Here is a 19,567-nt window from a genome sequence, read left to right on the forward strand (position 1 = left end):
GAGTCGGACGGGCCGCGCGGGGGCGCACGGGGTGCGCTCCCCGGGACAATGGCCCGCATGCGCGCTGCCCGGCTCATCAAGATGGTTCTGCTCCTCCAGTCACGGCCTTCGATGACCGCAGCCGAGCTCGCCCAGGAGCTCGAGGTCTCCGAGCGGACCATCACCCGGGACGCGCTCGCGCTGTCGGAGGCGGGCGTTCCGGTGTATGCGGACCGTGGGCGGGCCGGTGGGTACCGGCTGGTCGGCGGGTACCGGACCCGGCTGACCGGGCTGGCGAGGACCGAGGCGGAGGCGCTGTTCCTGTCCGGGCTGCCGCGCGCGCTGCGCGAAATGGGCCTGGAGGACGCCGCGTCGGCCGCGCGGCTCAAGGTGTCCGCCGCCCTGCTCCCGTCGCTGAAGGACGCCTCGCGGTCGGCGGCGCAGCGGTTCCATCTGGACGCCCCCGGCTGGTACCAGGAACCGGAGGCGCCCGCGCTCCTTCCCGCGGTCGCGGAGGCGGTGTGGGACGACCGGGTGGTCGCCGCGCGCTACCGGGACGCCGAGCGGGAGCTGGAGCCGTACGGGCTCGTCCTGAAGGCCGGGGTCTGGTATCTGTGCGCACGCGCCGATCGCAGGTCGTTCCGGGTCTACCGGATCGACCGGTTCGGCGCCGTCGCCCTCACCGACGAGCGCTTCGAGCGGGACGAGACCTTCGATCTGCCCGCCTTCTGGGAGGCGCGCGCCGCGCAGTTCGCCCGCTCGATCCTGCGCGCCGAGATCGTCGTACGGCTCTCCCCGGACGGCGCCGCCCGGCTCCCGTACGTCACCGACCGCGCCGCGGCCCGCGAGGCGCTGAAGTCCGCGGGCCCGCCGGACCGGCGCGGCCGGGTGACGCTCACGCTGCCGGTCGAGTCGGAGGAGGTGGCGTTCGATCAGCTCTTCGGTCTCGGAGCCGGGTTGGAGGTGCTGGAGCCCGCCGGCCTCCGCGCCCGCTTCGCGGAGGCCGCCGCCCGTATGCACGGCGTGTACGGGGAGGCTCAGCGGTAGGCGTCCGCCGGCGCGTCCTTGCCGCCGTACTCGACCTCCTCGAAGTACGCCCAGGCGTCCGGCCTGCTGCCGTCCACGTCGGTGAAGCCGTACGCCCTGGCGAGCTGTCCGCTGGAGAGCGACTGCCCGTTCCACCGCGCCCGCTCCGGGTCGGCGGCGACGGCGGCGACGGCCCGGCCCACGTACACGGGTGATTCGGAGATGGCGAAGTGCGGCCGCTCGGCGACCGCGTCCCGCCAGTTGTCCTCCCGTACGCCGAAGGCGTCCAGCATCTGCTCGGAGCGTAGGTAGCCGGGGGTGACGCAGACCGCGGTGCAGCCGGTGTCCTTCAGGTCCTCGCCGAGTGTGAAGGCCATCCGGATCGGGGCGTTCTTGGCGAGGTCGTAGTAGAAGTTCTCGCGGAAGCGCCGGTTGGACGCGGCCGTGCCGTCGGTGACCTCGACGACGAGGCCGCCGGGGTTGCGGACCAGCAGCGGCAGGGCGCAGCTGCTGGTGATGACGTGGCTGCGGACGCCGAGTTCCAGCATGCGCAGTCCGTCCGCCAGGTCGGTGTCCCACATCCTGGTGTTCCAGACGAGGAGGTGGTTGCCGCCCCAGACGTCGTTGACGAGGATGTCGAGCCGCCCGTGGTCGCGGTCGATCCGGGCGACCAGCGAGCGCACCTGCCCCACGTCCAGATGGTCGGCCGGCACGGCGATGCCCGTGCCGCCGGCTTCGGTGACGAGCTGCGCCGTCTCCTCGATCGTCTCCGTCGCCCTCCCGACCTCGCTGGTGTGTTCCTTCGTCGTACGCCCGGTCACATAGACCGTCGCGCCCGCCGCGCCCAGTTGGACGGCGATGGCGCGGCCCGCGCCCCGTGTCGCGCCCGCGACCAGCGCGATCTTCCCCTGCAGTGCCGTGTCGGTCGTCATGGTGCGAGAGTCGCACGCAAATGCGACACCCTCTGTCCACATTTCCGAAAGGCAGCATTTCGGCGGCTCCACGTGCGCCGCCCTGCGCAAACCCCGATGCTTGTGCCGTGATGGACGAGACGGAGTTCTGGGAGATCATCGACAGCACTCGCGAGGCCGCCGAGGGCGACCCCGAGGACCATGCCGACCTGCTCGTCGAACGGCTGCTGCAACTCGATCCCGATTCCGTCCTGGACTTCGCCCGGCACTTCGAGGCGCGCTACAACCGCGCGTACCGCTGGGACCTGTGGGGCGCGGCGGCGGTCCTGCTCGGCGGCGCGAGCGACGACGCCTTCGACTACTTCCGCTGCTGGCTCATCGGCCAGGGGCGGGAGGTCTTCGAGGGCGCGGTGCACGACCCCGATTCGCTCGCCGACCTCCTCGACGACTTCGACGAGGAGATAGACGGGGACGGGGAGGAGCTGGGGTACGCGGCGGACGAGGCGTACGAGCAGCTCACCGGAGCGGTCGCACCCGATCTGGGGATTCCCCCGCAGACGGCGGAGCCGGAGGGCACACCGTTCGACTTCGACGACGACCGGGCGCTGGCCGAGCGCTTCCCGGCGCTGTGGGAGCGCTTCGGGATGTAGGCCGTGCCGGGGTGCCGTGCCGCGGTCAGAGGGAACGGCCCATCAGGACGTCGTCGACGTACCTCCCGGCGAGGAAGAGCTCGCCGGGCAGGACGCCCTCGACGACGTACCCCTCCGACTCGTACAGCCGTCTGGCGGGCGTGTTGTGGCCGAGCACCCGCAGGGTGATGCGGACCGCGCCCTGCCGCCGTGCCTCGTCGGCCGCGGCCCGCAGCAGCGCCCGTCCCACGCCGCGGCCGCGGGCCCAGTCGGCCACGCTGATGCCCTGGATCTGGCGGACGTGCTGGTTGCAGGCGAGCGAGGAGGGGGGAACGACGCGGACGTACCCGGCGACCCCGAGCTCGCCGTCCCCCTTGTCCGCCTCCGCGACCAGATAGCCCTCGGGCGGGTGGTTCCCGTCGAAGAACGGCCTGTACGGAGGCATCGGGCGGGGCTGTACGGAGTGCAGCGTGGACCAGGTCGCCCGGTCCAGCTCCCCGAGCGGGGCGTCGTCGCAGGCGCGGGCCGGACGTATCGCAGCGGGCGGCGTGCCGGGGTCGGTCATGACGGCCACTGTGCCATGGGGGCAGGATGTGACGCATGCGCATTGCGGTCACGGGCTCCAGCGGGCTCATCGGTACGGCACTTGTCCGATCGCTGACGGCCGGGGGCACCTCCCGGGCCGAAGGCTCCGAGGAACGGCACGAGGTGGTGCGGCTCGTGCGGCGGGCCGCGCGCGGGGCGGACGAGGTGGAGTGGGACCCGGCCCGGCAGTACGTCGACGCGGCCGGCCTCGACGGCTGCGACGCCGTCGTCCACCTGGCGGGCGCGGGCGTCGGCGACCACCGGTGGACGGAGGCGTACAAGAAGGAGCTCCGCGACAGCCGGGTCCTCGGCACGGCCGCGATCGCGGAGGCCGTGGCCTCACTGGAGACCCCGCCGCGGGTGCTGGTCTGCGGGACCGCGGTCGGCTACTACGGCGACACGGGCGACCGGGCCGTCGACGAGAGCGCCCCGCCGGGCGCGGGCTTCCTCGCGTCGCTCTGCGAGGAGTGGGAGGCCGCGGCGGCCCCCGCCGAGGAGGCGGGCATCCGGGTCGCCTTCGCCCGCACCGGGCTGGTGGTCGCGCGCGAGGGCGGGGCGTGGGGGCGGCTCTTCCCCATCTTCCGGGCGGGGCTGGGCGGGCGGCTCGGCAACGGCCGCCAGTACTGGAGCTACATCTCCCTGCACGACGAGGTCGCGGCACTGCGCCACATCGTCGACACGGCGGAGCTGTCGGGCCCGGTCAATCTGACGGCGCCGACACCGCTGACGAACCGTGAGGTCACGGAGGCGATGGGCCGCGTGCTGCGACGCCCGACGCCGTTCACGGTGCCGCGGTTCGCGCTGCGGGTGGCGCTGGGGGAATTCGCGGAGGACGTGCTGGGCAGCCAGCGGGTGCTGCCCAAGAAGCTCCTCGACTCGGACTTCACCTTCGCCCACCCCTCGATCGACGCGGCGATCCGCGCGGCGATGGGCTGACGCGGCGCGGGGTGCGGTGTTGCCGTATGCCGGGTGGGCACCCGGGGTTCTTGTCCTCAAACGCCGGACAGGCTGGGGGTGCGCGGCGTCGCCCAGCGCCGGGTCAGCACCCAGGGCTCTTGTCCTCAAACGCCGGACAGGCTGGGGGTGCGCGGCGTCGCCCAGCGCCGGGTCAGCACCCGCGGCTCTTGTCCTCAAACGCCGGACAGGCTGGGGGTGCGCGGCGTCGCCCAGCGCCGGGTCAGCACCCGGGGTCCTTGTCCTCAAACGCCGGACAGGCTGGGGGTGCGCGGCGTCGCCCAGCGCCGGGTCAGCACCCGGGGTCCTTGTCCTCAAACGCCGGACGGGCTGGGGGTGTGTCCGGTGGGTGGTCCGGGGCGGGGCCCCTCCGGGCTCGACTCCTCGGAGGCGGCGGCCTACAGGTTTTGTCGGGTTGCGAACCCGGTGCCTGCCGCCACCTCCTGCGGGGCCGACCCTGCACGGCCCCGCCCCGAGGTCGCCCGCCGGGCGCGGGTGAGTGGGTGGGTGTCGCACCCGCGGGTCGTTCGCCGCGTGCGGGCCGGTGGGCGGTTTGTGCCCACCTGTCCCTCCCCCTAGGACTTCGTCCTGGGGGGGACCCCCAGCGGGACGACTGCCCACAAACCGCGAGGTGGCCACCTGGTTCGTGGGCAGGCATTCCGCAGGGCGGAACGGGTGGGCACAACCCGACCGCCGGGGTCGGCCACCACCGGTGACCTGACCCGGGGGGCGCGGAGGGGTCGGGTTCGGGACACTCAAGCGTGATTTGTGGCACGCAACACGCACGGCACCTACACAACCCCGGGCGGCGTGCCGTACGGGGGTCCGGGGGTGTCCCCCGGAAAAGCACAGCATGCCGTCCCGAACACGAGCCCCGCAGCGCCACCCGGACGGCAACCACCCGCCACCGGGCAACCCCAACACACCCAGCCCGTCCGGCGCCTGAGGACAGAAAACACCGGGTGCCAACCCGACACCGGGTGACACCGACACCCCAGCCCGTCCGGCGCTTGAGGACAAAAACACCGCGCAGGGCGCACACGCGTGCGACCCCGTGCCCCCGCGCGACCACCCGTCCCCCTGGCGGGGCGCAACCCGCAGGGTTTCTACTCTCCACCCGGACTTCCGCATTGTGCCGGTCCGTTGGGGGAAAGAGGCCCACACCGGCCGCGCCGACCTCGGGGAGGGGCACGTGCTCAGCAGCGCACGCCACGTGGACGTCGTCATCGTCGGGGCCGGTGTCGCCGGCCTGTCGGCGGCTCATCAGCTGACCAGCGCGGGGGTCACGGTCACCGTCCTGGAGGCGGCCCCCACCGTCGGGGGGCGGATGGCCACGGACCGGGTCGACGGGTTCCTGCTCGACCGGATCGGGCAGGTGGTCAGCGCCTCGTATCCCGAGCTCCGCCGCACCCCGGGCCTCGCCGGGCTCGAACTCCGCGCGTTCGCGCCGGGTGTGCTCGTGCACAGCGGGGGCCGCCACCACCGCGCGGGCGCACTGCGGAGCGCACGCGGCGCCCGCACCCCCCTCGGCGGCAGCACGCTCGGCGCACGCACCGCGCTCACCGCCGCACGCGCCCTCGCGAGCGCCCCCCGCACCCCCCTCGCGCTCGGCGAAGCCTTCGAGCAGGCCCGGCTCGCCACCGCGCTGGGCCGGCTCGCCGCCACTACGCCGCGGCGCCTGCTCGCCCGCCCCGAGCTGCCGGCCCTGGACGCTCTGGACGCCCGCGGCTTCCCGGCGCGCAGCGTCAACGGTTTCCTCCGCCCTCTGCTCTCCGCCCTGCTGTGCGACCCGGAGCTGACCACCTCCAGCCGCGTCGCGGACCTGACGCTGCGCGCGTTCGCCCAGGGCGGTCTGTGCGTACCGGCCGGTGGCGCCGCCGCGCTGCCCGCGCTGCTCGCGGCGGCTCTTCCGCCCGGCACGGTCCGCACCGGCGTGCGGGTCACGGATGCCTCGATCAGCTCCGTCGCCACCGAGGAGCACGGCACCGTCAGCTGCCGTTCGCTGCTCCTGGCGACCGGCGCGCGCGCCGCGGCCGCCCTGCTGCCCGGCCTGCGCGTGCCCGCGTTCCACCCCGTGACGGTGCTGCACCACACCGCACCCGCCGCCCCGTTGAGCGGGCCGGCGCTGCTCCTGGACGCCGACCGCACCGGCCCCGTCTCGCACACCGCGGTGATGAGCGAGGTGGATCCCTCCCGCGCCCCGCACGGCCGCGCGCTCATCACTTCGACGGTGCTCGGCCGCCCCTGCGCCGACCTGGACCGCCGCGTACGCGCCCAGCTCGCCGGGGTGTACGGCGCGCCCACCGACGAGTGGGAGCTGTTGGCCCTGCACCATGACCCGGAGGCCGTGCCCGCGATGCCCCCGCCGCACGATCTGCGGCGCTCGGTCCGGATGCTGGCGGGGCTGTACGTGTGCGGTGACCACCGGGACACGAGCACGGTGCAGGGCGCGATGTTCTCGGGCCGCAGGGCGGCGCACGCGATCCTGCGTGATTTCGGGATCCGGCCGGAGTTGGCCGCCGAGTCCTTCAGCGCGGCCGCCGCATAGGGCGAGCGGCGCAACGCGGCCACTCGATACATCCGACGTATCTCTTGTCAGCGGTACGACACCGCACTACGGTCCCCGTGTCCCCTGATGCCGGGAGGCAGTAGTGCGCCGAGTGTTGCCCCGAGCCCTGTCCGTACTCGCTCTCACCCTGAGCCTGGTCATCGGATCTCTCACCCCGTCGGTCGCCGCGGTCGACCGGGCCGGAGGTGCCGCACCGCCCCCGCCCGTCGTTCCCCGCCCGACCGAATGGACGGATCTCGGCGGCCGTACCGCCCTGACCCCCCGCACCCGGATCCTGATCGACCCGCGCACCGCAGCGGCCACCGCGCTCCCCTCCGGCCGTGCCGAACTCCCCGGGCCCGCCCGGCAGTCGGTGCGTGCGCTGGCCGAGCAGCTCCGCACCGAGCTCGCGGCCGTCAGCGGTCTGACGCCCCGTATCGCCCACGACCGGCGCCCCGCCCCGGGCGACATCGTTGTCCGGCTGACGGACACCGGACTCGGCCCGGAGGGCCACCGCCTCGACACCACCGGTGCCGTCACCGTCGAGGCCGCCTCCACCCACGGCCTCTTCTACGGCACCCGTACCCTCCTCCAGCTGCTGCGCGCCACCGACCCGGGCCACCGTGCGCTCCCGCGCGCCCGCGCCGCCGACCGGCCCGCCCAGTCCGTCCGCATGGTCCATCTCGACGCGGGCCGCAAGTACTGGCAGATCCCGTATCTGGAGAACCTCATCCGCAGGATGGGCGACCAGAAGCTCAACACGCTCTTCCTGCATCTGTCCGAGTCGGAGGGCTTCCGGCTGTACAGCCCGAGGTTCCCCGGCCTCGCCGACCCCGACCACAGCTACAGCCGCGCCGACATCGAGCGCCTCAAGACCTTCGCGGCCCGCCACCACGTGCAGCTGATGCCCGGCATCGAGGTCCCCGGCCATGCGACCGTCATCAGCGAGGCGTTCGGCATCGGCTTCGGCGCGGACAACGGAACCGGCTCCGCCCCGTGCACCGGCGCGCACACGCACTCGCACCTCACCGCCGACTGGATCGTCGACATGACCAGCGAGCGGGCGGTCGCGAAGACGAAGGAGATCGTGGACGAGTTCGCGGGCTGGTTCGACGCCCCGCTCTTCTCCATCGGTGCCGAGGAGGTGCCCGGCCAGCTCGCCGACTGCCCGCGCGTGAAGGACTTCCTGGCCGCCGACCCGGACGTCAGCACGCTCGGCGATCTCCTCAACCGCTACATCAACACCCTCGACGACGTGGTGACGCGCCACGGCAAGCGCACCGCCGTCTACAACGGCTCCGAGCATCTCGCCGCGCCCCAGCAGACGGTCCACGGCCCGGTCGTCTTCATCACCTGGGAGGGCACCGGCGCGGAGCCGGCCATTCCGGGCCATGACGAGATCGCCATCGGGCCCTTCTACGTCACCCCGAACAACTACCACCACCTCTACCCGGACGAGCCCTGGATGTACGACACCTGGGCCCCGAGCACCGCTCCCGACATGCTCGGCTCCGGCCTGGTCAACTGGGCGGACTACAACTTCTGGTCGGACGACGGCTACTTCGAGCAGCACATGGCGGGCGCCCGCGCGATCCTCGCCGACCGCGCCTGGAACGCCTCGCCCACGCCGGGCACCGTCGCGGACTTCCGCGCCCTCGTCGCCCGCATCGGCGACCCTCCCGGTATCCGCCCGGCCCCCGCGGCGCCCCGCACCGACGACGGCCGCCCCAGCCACCGCTGGACCTTCGACCCGGCCCCGTACCCGAGCGGCTGGACGTACGCGGGCAGCCCCGGCAACACCCTGTACGCGGCGGACACGGCCGGCGCCCTGCCCGGCACCTCGTACATCATCAACAACCCCACGCAGGTCGACGGCGACGGTGCACAAGGGGGCGCCTGGCGGTTCGACCACGACCGGGACGGCGTCGGTTTCGGCGGCCTCGACACCGCCGAGCCATGGACGGTGTCCGTCCGCGTACGTCCCACCGCCCGCACCGCCGACCAGGTGCTGCTCAGCTCGAAGGCGGGCGCGCTCAAGCTGATGCAGTACGGCACCGGGCAGGTCGGCTTCACCCGCTACGGCGCCGCCGACCACTCCTTCCCCTACACGCTCCCGCTCGACCGCTGGACCCGGCTGACCTGGGTGGCCGAGCCGGGCCGCACCTCCCTGTACGCCGACGGCGAGCGCATCGGGACCGTCGACGCGTCGATCCCGCTGCCGCTGCGCTCCATCGGCACGGAGAAGGCGAGCCTCCGCGGCGATCTCGATGAACTCCTCACCTGGGACGAGGCGCTGAGCCCCGGCCAGGTCCGCGACCTCTACGGAAAGGACGCACCGTGAGACGCACCCGTACCGTCGCTGCGGCGGCACTCGCCGCCTGCACAGCCCTGCTCCTGACGCCACAGGCCGGCGCCGAGAGCAAAGGCAAGGGCAAGGACAAGGACTACGAGCCGACCGTCGAGTCCCTCAACAGCCATCCCACACCCCGCTGGTTCGAGGACGACAAGTTCGGCATCTTCATCCACTGGGGCGCCTATTCGGTGCCCGCCTGGGGCCTGCGCGGCAGCTATGCCGAGTGGTACTGGAACTACATGAACTCCCCCGGCAGCCCGACCAACGCCCACCACCGGGACACGTACGGCGCGGACGCCGACTACGACGAGTTCATCGGGCAGTGGAAGGCCGAGAAGTACGACCCGGACGCCTGGGTGAAGCTGTTCAAGGACGCCGGGGCGAAGTACTTCGTCCTCACCTCCAAGCACCACGAGGGCGTCGCGCTGTACGACTCCGCGGTCTCCGGCCGCGACACCGTCGACCTCGGCCCGAAGCGTGACCTCGCGGGCGAGCTGTTCGCCGCCGCCCGCAGGCCCGGCCAGGGCGAGCAGCTCAAGGCAGGCTTCTACTACTCGCTCTACGAGTGGTTCAACCCGTCCTACACCGGGCGCCCGGTGACCAACCCGTACACGGGCGCGACGGTCCCGTACACCGGGGCCCCGGCCGTGGGCGACTACGTCGGTGACTACATGGCCCCGCAGATGCGGGAGTTGATCGACCGTTACGACCCCGATGTGCTGTGGTGCGACGGCCAGTGGGAGAAGCCCGCCTCGTACTGGAAGACGGCGCCCGTCCTCGCCGACTACTACAACAAGGCGAAGAACCGCCCGAGGCCGAAGGAGGTCGCGGTCGCCAACCGCTGCAAGATCGAGACCGGTGCGCTGGACTCCACGGAACTCGACTTCCAGACGCCCGAGTACACGGTCAAGCCGGACATCGACCCGAACAAGTGGGAGGCGAGCCGCGGTATCGCGCACTCCTACGGCTACAACCAGAACGAGCCGGAGGAGGACCATCTGACCTCCGACGAACTCGTCGACTCGCTCGTCGACATCGTCAGCAAGAACGGCAACCTGCTGCTCGACGTGGGCCCGCGCGCGGACGGCACGATCCCGGAGATCCAGCGGCAGCGGCTGCTCGACATGGGGGCGTGGCTGCGGACGAACGGTGAGGCGGTCTACGGGACGACGTACTGGCACCACGCCGAGGAGCCGTCCGGCGACGACGACGTCCGCTACACGGTCAAGGACGGCGCCCTGTACGCGACCGCGCTGACATGGCCCGGCGCGGAGCTCACCCTGGGCTCCGACACCCCGGTGACGGCGGGTTCCCGGATCACGCTGCTCGGCTCGGACGCCGGCCAGCTGCGGTGGCACCGGGACGCGCAGGGCCGGGTCGTCGTGCGGACCCCCGAGGAGACGGGCGGGCACGCGTACGTCTTCAAGGTGGTGACGCCGGGCGTGCACAGCCTGGTCCGTACGCGGACGGAGCTGCCGCAGGAGCTGAACCCGGGGCGCCCGGTGGACGGCAGCCTCACGGTCACCAACACGGCGCGGCGCACGGCCCCTTCGACCGGGCTGCGGCTGTCGGCTCCCGAGGGGTGGACGGTCACTCCGTCGTCGACCGTGCTGAAGCCGCTCGGTCCGGGGGCCGACGCGAAGGTCCCCTTCACGGTGGCCCCGCCGGCTTCGGCGCCGTCGGGCACGTACACGCTGGACGTCACGTTGCGGCACGGGCGGCTGACCTCGACCACGAAGGTGACGGTGACCGTCGCCAAGGAGAACCTGGCGAAGGGACGGCCGGCCACCCAGCAGTCGACGGGCTACGACGCCCCGGCCTCGCGCGCGGTGGACGGCACCACGGACGGGGCCTTCTTCAACCGCTCGGTGTCGCACACGGCCGAGCCGTCGCGGCAGGCGTGGTGGCAGGTGGACCTCGGCGCGAGCGAGCAGCTGGACGAGGTGCAGGTCTGGAACCGGACCGACTGCTGCGCCGACCGTCTGAAGGACTTCTGGGTCCTGACGTCGGACGCCCCGATCACGGCCGACTCCCTGGACGAGGCCCGGTCGGCCCCGGGGGTGACGGCGATCCACGTCCCGGCGCAGGCGGGCCGCCCGACCACGGTCGCCCTCCCGCCGGGCACCACGGGGCGCCACGTCCGCATCCAGCTCGCCCACCCGACGAACCCGCTCACCCTGGCGGAGGTCCAGGTCCGCGGCACGCGGCCCTAGGCAGGGGCCCTAGGCAGGGGCCCTAGGCAGGGTCTGCGAAGGAGCGTCGCGCCCGAAGGGCGGGCCCTGCGGCGTCTGGGTGCCTGTGCTCGCCAGACGGAGGAGGGAGTCCATGCGGTGGGGGCACCTCCCAGGCGCGAGCTCCGGGCGAGCGTGCCGGACGCCGCCGGGCAGACGGGACTTCGAAGACGCGGCCAGGGGCACGCAGCCCGAGCGCGACAGCGCGGCCCAGGACCGCAGGCCCGGCCCAGGACCACAGGCCCAGGGCGGACGGCAGGCCCAGGGCGGACGGCAGGCCCGGGCGGCGCGGAACGCCGCCGCCCGCGCGGCCGTGTCAGCCGATCGCGGCGACGCGGTCGCGGTACGTCCGGACCGCGCCCGCGTCCCGGTACGGCTCCAGACGGCGCTCGAACTCGCGCACGTACTCGGTCGCCCGTGCCGACCGCATCTCCGATGCCTGCTGCGCCGCCTCCGCGCCGAGGGCGCATGCCTGGTCCAGTTCGCCGAGACCGAGCCTGGCCGTGGCCAGGACCACGCGGCAGAAGAGCCGGCTGCGTGCGAAGCCGGGCGCGCGCAGGTGCAGCGAGCGCTCCGCGTGCTGGACCGCGGCCCGGTACTGCTGGAGGTCGCGGTGGCAGTGCGCGAACTCGTCCGCCAGCTGCGCCTCGTCGAAGAAGCGCGCCCAGTGCGGGACGTCGTCGCCCGGCCGTGCCTCCCCCAGCGCCCGCTCGGCCCGTACGAGCGAGCCCGTGCACGCCCGGACCTCGCCGAGGACGCCGTGCCCGCGCGCCTCCACCGCGTGGAGGAGCGCCTGGACGCCCGGCGGGGCCGAGGTGCCGACGCCCTGCTGGGCGACGCGGGCGAGCTGGACGGCCTCCCGTCCGTGGCCCAGGTAGACGGCCTGCCGGGCCATCGTCACCAGGACGTACGCCCCGTACGCCCGGTCCCCCGCCGCCTGCGCGAGCCGCAGCGCCTGCACGAAGTACCGCTGGGCGAGGCCGTGCGCCGCGATGTCGTACGACGTCCAGCCCGCGAGCCGGGTCAGGTCGGCGGCGGCCGCGAACAGCCGCCGTCCCGTCGTCTCGCCGTATGTGCCCCGCAGCATCGGCTCGGCCTCGTGCTCCAGGTAGCGCACGAGGGCCTGCCGGGCGTGCCCGCCGCCGTACGCCTGGTCGAGGGTGCGGAAGAGCTCGCCGACCGAGCGCAGCGCGGAGATGTCCCCGGGCGTCACCCGCTGCCCGGGAGCGCGGTCGGTGCCGCGCTGCCGCGGCACGGCGGCGCGCCCCTGCGCGGGCACCCGCACCGAGCCGCCCCGCCGGTCGGCGGCAGTGGCGGTGGTGGCGGCCGTGGCGGTGGCGACGGCCGGGTCGGTGCGGCCGACCCGCTCGTCGGCGCGGCCGATCAGCCAGTCCCGGCTCGGCACGACCAGACCCGCCGGCGTGAACGCGATCTTCCGCAGCTCGGCGTGGCTGCCGGAGTCCTTGCGCCACAGCCCGCTGACGATGTCCACGGCCTCCTCGGGCGTGGCCGCGAACTCCAGCCCCGCGTACACGGGAGCGCAGGCGTCGAGCCCGAGGTCCTGCGCGGACAGCCGGCGGCCGAGCCGCCGGGTGAAGACCTCGGCGATCAGCGCGGGCGTGGTGCCGCGCGGCTGCTGCCCGCGCAGCCAGCGGGTCACCGACGTCTTGTCGTACCGCAGGTCGAGGCCGTGCTCCAGGCCGAGCTGGTCGACCCGGCGGGCCAGCCCCGCATTGGAGAACCCGGCCTCCGCGATGAGCGCGGCAAGCTGGCGGTTGGGGGTGCGCTGCGGAGGTCGTTCCGTCATCAGCTGTGCGGTCTCCTGACTTCCGGGCCCGGGGTGCGGCCCTCGCAGCCCTCATAGAACGGCGCGAATTTAGCCGGGCTGACCGAGCGGTCCGCCACCTTCGCCCCGCATTCATCCGATCGTGTGAGGATTGAGGGCGGCGCTGACGGGTCCGACGCGAGTCGTAGAGTGGCCCGGCGTGATGAGTGCACCGTGAAAGCTTTGATCCCCTGATCAGTGCACCGTGAAGTCTTGAGGAGGCACAACGGTGAGCGAGCTGCGATTTGTCCATCTGGGCTTCGGCGACGACGCCGTCGAGTACCAGGCGGCCTGGGATGAGCAGCGCCGCGTCCACGCGGCCCGGTTCGCCGGCGAGGTCCCCGACACCTGCCTGCTCCTGGAGCACCCGCCCGTCTACACGGCGGGCCGGCGCACCGAGGACAGCGAGCGCCCGCTCGACGGCACCCCGGTCATCGACGTGGACCGCGGCGGCAAGATCACCTGGCACGGCCCCGGCCAGCTCGTCGGCTATCCGATCATGCAGCTGCCCCGCCCGGTGGACGTGGTCGCCCATGTCCGGCGGCTGGAGGAGGCGCTGATCCGTACGTGCGCGGAGTTCGGCGTCGAGACCACGCGGATCGAGGGCCGCAGCGGTGTGTGGGTGCTGGGCGACCCGGTCGCGACCGCAAGCACAGAGCAGCGCCCCGCCCTCGGCGGCCTCTCGCTCGACTTCGACCCGCGGCTGCAGGACGAGGAGTTCGACCCGCGCCTCAGCGGTCCGGAGTACGCCCCGTCCAACGCGGGCCAGCGCCGTGAGGACCGCAAGCTCGCCGCGATCGGCATCCGGGTCGCCAAGGGCGTCACGATGCACGGCTTCGCGCTGAACGTGAACCCGGACAACACCTGGTTCGACCGGATCGTGCCCTGCGGCATCCGCGACGCGGGCGTGGCCTCGCTCGCGAACGAGCTCGGTCGCGAGGTGACGATCGCGGAGGTCCTGCCGGTCGTCGAGAAGCACCTCCGGGACGTCCTGGAGCACGCGGACGTGAGGCCGCGCGCGATCGAGCCGGAGCCCGCCGCGGCGGGCTAGGGAATGCCGACCCCTGGCCATAGGTTGCCCGGGCGTAAAGGCATCGCAATCAACGGGCGTACCCTGGGGTTCGCCGAAGAATCGAAGTGGTAGGGAGCCGGTCGTGTCCGCTGTCGCACCCGACGGACGCAAGATGCTGCGTCTGGAGGTCCGGAACAGCCAGACCCCCATCGAGCGCAAGCCCGAGTGGATCAAGACCCGGGCGAAAATGGGCCCCGAGTACAACCAGCTGCAGAAACTCGTCAAGAGCGAGGGCCTGCACACGGTCTGCCAGGAGGCCGGCTGTCCGAACATCTTCGAGTGCTGGGAGGACCGCGAGGCGACCTTCCTCATCGGCGGCGACCAGTGCACCCGGCGCTGCGACTTCTGCCAGATCGACACGGGCAAGCCGCAGGCGCTCGACCGCGACGAGCCGCGCCGCGTCGGCGAGTCGGTCGTCACGATGGACCTCAACTACGCCACGATCACCGGCGTCGCCCGCGACGACCTGGAGGACGGCGGCGCCTGGCTGTACGCGGAGACCGTGCGCCAGATCCACGCGCAGACGGCGGACCGCGAGGCCGGCCGCACCAAGGTCGAGCTGCTGATCCCCGACTTCAACGCGGAGCCGGACCAGCTGGCCGAGGTCTTCTCCTCGCGCCCCGAGGTGCTCGCGCACAACGTGGAGACGGTGCCGCGGATCTTCAAGCGCATCCGCCCCGGCTTCCGCTACGAGCGCTCCCTGAAGGTGATCACGGAGGCCCGCGCGGCCGGTCTGGTCACCAAGTCGAACCTGATCCTCGGCATGGGCGAGACCCGCGAGGAGGTCAGCGAGGCGCTTCAGCATCTGCACGACGCGGGCTGTGAGCTGATCACGATCACGCAGTACCTGCGGCCGTCGGTGCGGCACCACCCCGTGGAGCGCTGGGTGAAGCCGCAGGAGTTCGTGGAGCTGAAGGAGGAGGCCGACGAGATCGGCTTCTCCGGTGTGATGTCGGGCCCGCTGGTCCGCTCCTCGTACCGGGCGGGACGCCTCTTCCAGCAGGCGATGGAGAGGCGGGGCGAGATCGCGGCGACGCGGGCCGTGTGACCCCTCGGTGTGAATTCCCGCACAAGGAACTACCGGCCGGTAACGGCCCGTTCGACGCGGCCCTCACGCTCCCCGCAGGTCGGGGACGCGTAAGGGCCGCGTCAGGCTTTTGAGGTTCCGGGTAAAGGTTTCATCGGTGTTTGACCGGTCGGTCATGCCCTGGTAACACCAATCAGTGATTCTGGCTTTACGCAACGCACGCACCGCTCGCACGATCCTCCCGTTACTCACCACGCCCCTGAGGGAGAGTTCCGCATGCAGGCCGCGACCTTCGTACGCGCCAACGCCTTGCCGTCCTTCACCCAGACCCTCCGCGCCGTCGAGTCCGTACTCCTGCGCGGGGGCCAGCGCACCGCCCGCCGCAACGCCTGGACCGCCGTGCTCGAGGACCGCCGCCGGGCCAAGGACCGGGTCGAGGCGGAGCACGTGCTGGAGGCCACGCTGACCCGCTCCTCCTGAGCCACGTAAACTTCACAGCATGGCGAGGAAGGAACAGGCAGCCGCGGCTGCCTCAGCGAACCCCGGGCGACTCAAGCAGATCGCCCTGACGTACAAAATGACCCGGCGAGCCGATCCGAAGATCGGTCTTGTCCTCGCCGGCGTGGGGATCGTCACCCTCGGTGTCCTCCTCGCGATCGGCTTCCTGATCGGCCACCCGGTCTATCTCGGGATCCTGGGCCTGTTGCTGGCCTTCCTCGCGATGGCGATCGTCTTCGGGCGCCGCGCCGAGCGCGCCGCCTTCGGGCAGATGGAGGGACAGCCGGGTGCGGCGGCCGCAGTGCTGCAGAACGTGGGCCGTGGCTGGACCACCACCCCCGCGGTCGCGATGAACCGCAGCCAGGACGTCATCCACCGGGCCGTCGGCAAGGCCGGCATCGTGCTGGTGGCCGAGGGCAACCCCAACCGGCTGAAGTCGATGCTGGCGGCCGAGAAGAAGAAGATGGCCCGCATCGTCGTGGACGTCCCCGTGCACGACCTGATCGTCGGCGACGGCGAGGGCCAGGTCCCGCTGAAGAAGCTGCGGACCACGATGGTCAAGCTGCCCCGGGTGCTGAGCGGCCCCCAGGTGACGACGACCAACGACCGGCTGCGGGCGATGGGCGACATGATGAGCAACATGCCGCTGCCGAAGGGCCCGATGCCGAAGGGCATGCGGATGCCGCGCGGCGGAAAGACGCGCTGACGCCTCGCGTACGGCGGGAGTACGGATACGGCGAGGGCGCCCCGGTCGGAACCGGGGCGCCCTCGCCGTATCCGTTTCGTACGGCCATGGCCGTCCGGTGGACCGCTGGATCCGGTGGATCTGGTGGATCTGGTGGATCTGGTGGATCTGGTGGATCCGCCGGGCCTGACGGGCCTGCCGGAGCCGCTGGACCGCTCGCTAGATCCGCACCTGCACGGCCTTGGACAGCCGGTCGTGCAGTCCGCGCCCGTCGCGGTCCCAGACCAGCGCCGGGATCGCGAGGCAGAGCAGCACGCTGCGGGCGAGGACCCTGCCGATGCCGAGCCGTCCACCGTCCTCGGCGAGGACCCGGATGCGGAGGATCCGCTTGCCGGGCGTACACCCGACGGTGCCGACGGTGAGCACGCTCAGCACCAGGAAGACCAGCAGCGCCCAGTTGCCCGCCGCCTGCTGGCTGCCCTTCGCGAGCAGGCCGTACGCGATGAGCATGCACAGCGCCCAGTCGATGAAGAGCGCACCGAAGCGCCGGCCGAGCGGGGCGATGGCGCCCGGCCCCTGCTCCGGCAGCCCGAGGCGCTGGCCCCGGTAGCCGAAGTCGGCGCCCATGTCCTCGGCCGCCGCGCGGGGGCCGGAGAGCCACGAACCGATTGCTTGCCTGTTGTCCACCCGTCCACGGTACTGTGCACGCTTTTGATCACCCCGCCCGGGCCCGTACAACCGGCCTTGCCGCACGACCCGCCACCGGCCCGGTTAACACCGGCGAAACAAATGAGTCATGCTGGAGAAATCCCGTCTGCCTAGGGTCGTGGTCAGCGTGTGCCACCGCACTGGCTGCACGACCGAGTCACAACCCCGCCCCTCCCCGGGTCGGGAGGAGGAGGAGTTGGATGTTCCAGAACGCCGACGACGCCAAGAAGTACATCGCGGACAACGACGTGAAGATGGTCGACGTCCGGTTCTGCGACCTTCCGGGCGTGATGCAGCACTTCACGATTCCGGCCACGGCGTTCGACCCGTCCGATGAGCTTGCCTTCGACGGCTCGTCGATCCGCGGCTTCCAGGCGATCCACGAGTCCGACATGGCGCTGCGGGCGGACCTTTCCACCGCGCGGCTGGACCCGTTCCGCAAGGACAAGACCCTCAACATCAACTTCTTCATCCACGACCCGATCACGGGCGAGCAGTACAGCCGTGACCCGCGGAACATCGCGAAGAAGGCCGAGGCGTACCTCGCCTCCACCGGTATCGCGGACACCGCCTACTTCGGTCCCGAGGCCGAGTTCTACGTCTTCGACTCGGTGCGCTTCAACACCACGTCGAACGAGGGCTTCTACCACATCGACTCCGAGGCCGGCGCCTGGAACACCGGCGCGGTCGAGGACAACCGCGGCTACAAGGTCCGCTACAAGGGCGGCTACTTCCCGGCCCCGCCGGTCGACCACTTCGCCGACCTGCGCGCCGAGATCTCCCTGGAGCTGGAGAACGTCGGCCTCCAGGTCGAGCGCCAGCACCACGAGGTCGGCACCGCCGGCCAAGCCGAGATCAACTACAAGTTCAACACGCTGCTCGCCGCCGCCGACGACCTGATGCTCTTCAAGTACATCGTGAAGAACGTCGCCTGGCGCAACGGCAAGACCGCGACCTTCATGCCCAAGCCGATCTTCGGCGACAACGGCTCCGGCATGCACGTCCACCAGTCCCTGTGGCAGGGCGGCGCGCCCCTCTTCTACGACGAGCAGGGCTACGCGGGCCTCTCGGACACCGCCCGCTACTACATCGGCGGCATCCTGAAGCACGCCCCGTCGCTGCTGGCCTTCACCAACCCGACGGTGAACTCGTACCACCGCCTGGTCCCGGGCTTCGAGGCCCCGGTCAACCTGGTGTACTCGCAGCGCAACCGCTCGGCCGCGATGCGTATCCCGATCACGGGCTCCAACCCGAAGGCCAAGCGCGTCGAGTTCCGCGCCCCGGACCCGTCCTCGAACCCGTACCTGGCCTTCTCCGCCCTGATGCTGGCGGGCCTGGACGGCATCAAGAACAAGATCGAGCCGGCCGAGCCGATCGACAAGGACCTCTACGAGCTCGCCCCCGAGGAGCACGCGGGCGTCCCGCAGGTCCCGACCTCGCTCCCCGCGGTCCTCGACGCCCTGGAGGCGGACAACGAGTACCTCCAGGCGGGCGGCGTCTTCACGTCCGACCTGATCGAGACGTGGATCGACTACAAGCGCACGAACGAGATCGCGCCGATCCAGCTGCGTCCGCACCCGCACGAGTTCGAGCTGTACTTCGACATCTAAGAACGCCGCAGGTCAGAGCGGGCTTCCGCTCGCCTGGGCCGTCTCTGGGCCGTCGGCCGTGTCCTTCCCTCCTCGGAAGGCACGGCCGACGGCCGTTTCTGTACGAGCTTCCAGACAGCGCCCGAACTGCCGGACGGCCAAGTTTCGGCTCGGGATCACCTGCGAGCAGTTGTCCCACACCTAGAGGGAAAAGGATGATGCGCCCCATGAAATACACCGTCTCCATCGAGATCGCCCTGCCGCGGGAGAAGGTGGTCCAGCTGCTCGCCGACCCGGCACACCTGCCGGAATGGCTGCGGGGCCTGGTGCTGCACGAGCCGCTGAGTGGGGAGCACGGGCAGCTCGGCACCACGTCGCGGGTCGTGATGGAGATGGGCCAGCGGAAGATCGAGTGCACCGAGACCATCACCCGCCGGGAACCGGCAGACCTGCGCGAGATCCCGAAAACGAGCATCGTTCACTTCGACCGCGAGATCGTCGGCAAGGGCATGTGGAGCGCCGTGCGCGACCGGCTGACCGAAGCCGGCCCGGAAACGACGCTCTGGGAGAGCGAGAACGAATACCGGTTCAGCGGTTTTCTGATGAAGCTGGTGGGACTTCTGATGCCCGGCGCCTTCCGCAAGCAGTCGCAACAGCACATGCAGGACTTCAAGGCGTTCGCCGAGCAGGGAAAGGACGTTCGCGAAGCGACGGACTGATCTGCCGTAACCGGTCAGGCGTCTGACGGCATGGCGTATCGATCTGGCCTTCGTTCGCAGATGACCGCTGGGGCAAGCTCCACAACGGCCGCGCCCCGACCGAGCGGCGCCTGCGCAGCGGGGAGGCCGGGCGGGGGCGGCAGCAACTGTCGGCTGTTCCTTCGGCGTACAAGGACCTAGCAGGTCAGCGCGAGTCCTCCGCGCTGACCTGCGCGCCTGTGGACGACG

16 protein-coding genes are annotated in these 19,567 nt (G+C 71.9%); 12 read left to right on the forward strand and 4 right to left on the reverse strand.

What is annotated here, in order from left to right:
- Positions 1 to 57: 57 nt before the first annotated feature.
- Positions 58 to 1,026: a YafY family protein gene (locus tag KK483_RS08710; protein ID WP_262004636.1), complete on the forward strand. Its 969-nt coding sequence runs from the start codon at positions 58 to 60 to the stop codon at positions 1,024 to 1,026.
- On the opposite strand, the gene KK483_RS08715 is transcribed toward KK483_RS08710, so the two are convergent.
- Positions 1,017 to 1,937, reverse strand: coding sequence for an SDR family oxidoreductase (locus KK483_RS08715; RefSeq protein WP_262004637.1), 921 nt, complete (start codon positions 1,935 to 1,937; stop codon positions 1,017 to 1,019). The genes KK483_RS08710 and KK483_RS08715 overlap by 10 nt on opposite strands.
- A gap of 110 nt (positions 1,938 to 2,047) precedes the next feature.
- Here KK483_RS08715 and KK483_RS08720 point away from each other — a divergent pair, with 110 nt between their 5' ends.
- Positions 2,048 to 2,566, forward strand: a complete 519-nt coding sequence (locus tag KK483_RS08720) for a DUF4240 domain-containing protein (RefSeq protein ID WP_262009403.1) — start codon at positions 2,048 to 2,050, stop codon at positions 2,564 to 2,566.
- A gap of 25 nt (positions 2,567 to 2,591) precedes the next feature.
- On the opposite strand, the gene KK483_RS08725 is transcribed toward KK483_RS08720, so the two are convergent.
- Positions 2,592 to 3,110, reverse strand: coding sequence for a GNAT family N-acetyltransferase (locus KK483_RS08725; protein WP_262004638.1), 519 nt, complete (start codon positions 3,108 to 3,110; stop codon positions 2,592 to 2,594).
- Positions 3,111 to 3,145: 35 nt separating this feature from the next.
- Here KK483_RS08725 and KK483_RS08730 point away from each other — a divergent pair, with 35 nt between their 5' ends.
- From KK483_RS08730 to KK483_RS08745, 4 genes are all read left to right on the forward strand, one after another.
- Entirely contained in the window at positions 3,146 to 4,066 is a 921-nt protein-coding gene (locus KK483_RS08730; protein ID WP_262004639.1) for a TIGR01777 family oxidoreductase, read from the forward strand.
- A gap of 1,210 nt (positions 4,067 to 5,276) precedes the next feature.
- Positions 5,277 to 6,632 carry an FAD-dependent oxidoreductase gene (locus KK483_RS08735; RefSeq protein WP_262004640.1) on the forward strand — a complete coding sequence of 452 codons (1,356 nt, stop codon included), beginning with the start codon at positions 5,277 to 5,279 and terminating at the stop codon, positions 6,630 to 6,632.
- Positions 6,633 to 6,735: 103 nt separating this feature from the next.
- Positions 6,736 to 8,973, forward strand: a complete 2,238-nt coding sequence (locus KK483_RS08740; protein ID WP_262004641.1) for a family 20 glycosylhydrolase — start codon at positions 6,736 to 6,738, stop codon at positions 8,971 to 8,973.
- A complete protein-coding gene (locus tag KK483_RS08745) occupies positions 8,970 to 11,198 on the forward strand; it encodes an alpha-L-fucosidase (RefSeq protein WP_262004642.1) in 2,229 nt (742 codons plus the stop codon). Before KK483_RS08740 ends, KK483_RS08745 begins: the two co-directional genes overlap by 4 nt.
- A gap of 334 nt (positions 11,199 to 11,532) precedes the next feature.
- Here KK483_RS08745 and KK483_RS08750 read toward each other — a convergent pair whose 3' ends face one another.
- A complete protein-coding gene (locus tag KK483_RS08750; RefSeq protein WP_262004643.1) occupies positions 11,533 to 13,023 on the reverse strand; it encodes a regulator in 1,491 nt (496 codons plus the stop codon).
- A 247-nt stretch (positions 13,024 to 13,270) separates the two neighbouring features.
- Here KK483_RS08750 and lipB point away from each other — a divergent pair, with 247 nt between their 5' ends.
- The 4 genes from lipB (at position 13,271) to KK483_RS08770 (ending at position 16,344) form a co-directional block, all read left to right on the forward strand.
- Entirely contained in the window at positions 13,271 to 14,092 is an 822-nt protein-coding gene (lipB, locus tag KK483_RS08755; protein WP_262004644.1) for a lipoyl(octanoyl) transferase LipB, read from the forward strand.
- Between the two features lie 103 nt (positions 14,093 to 14,195).
- Entirely contained in the window at positions 14,196 to 15,161 is a 966-nt protein-coding gene (gene lipA, locus KK483_RS08760; protein ID WP_262004645.1) for a lipoyl synthase, read from the forward strand.
- Positions 15,162 to 15,416: 255 nt separating this feature from the next.
- Positions 15,417 to 15,620, forward strand: a complete 204-nt coding sequence (locus tag KK483_RS08765; protein WP_262004646.1) for a hypothetical protein — start codon at positions 15,417 to 15,419, stop codon at positions 15,618 to 15,620.
- 19 nt (positions 15,621 to 15,639) lie between these two features.
- A complete protein-coding gene (locus KK483_RS08770; RefSeq protein WP_262004647.1) occupies positions 15,640 to 16,344 on the forward strand; it encodes a DUF4191 domain-containing protein in 705 nt (234 codons plus the stop codon).
- Between the two features lie 198 nt (positions 16,345 to 16,542).
- Here KK483_RS08770 and KK483_RS08775 read toward each other — a convergent pair whose 3' ends face one another.
- A complete protein-coding gene (locus tag KK483_RS08775; RefSeq protein WP_262004648.1) occupies positions 16,543 to 17,010 on the reverse strand; it encodes an RDD family protein in 468 nt (155 codons plus the stop codon).
- A 221-nt stretch (positions 17,011 to 17,231) separates the two neighbouring features.
- Between KK483_RS08775 and glnA the strand changes: the two genes are divergently transcribed.
- Positions 17,232 to 18,641, forward strand: a complete 1,410-nt coding sequence (gene glnA, locus KK483_RS08780; protein ID WP_242334818.1) for a type I glutamate--ammonia ligase — start codon at positions 17,232 to 17,234, stop codon at positions 18,639 to 18,641.
- 206 nt (positions 18,642 to 18,847) lie between these two features.
- The gene (locus tag KK483_RS08785; protein ID WP_262004649.1) at positions 18,848 to 19,339 is read left to right on the forward strand and encodes an SRPBCC family protein; all 492 of its coding nucleotides are present in this window, start codon (positions 18,848 to 18,850) and stop codon (positions 19,337 to 19,339) included.
- Positions 19,340 to 19,567: the final 228 nt, after the last annotated feature.

Origin of the sequence: Streptomyces sp. FIT100 (assembly GCF_024584805.1) — a bacterium.
Taxonomy (GTDB): Bacteria; Actinomycetota; Actinomycetes; order Streptomycetales; family Streptomycetaceae; genus Streptomyces.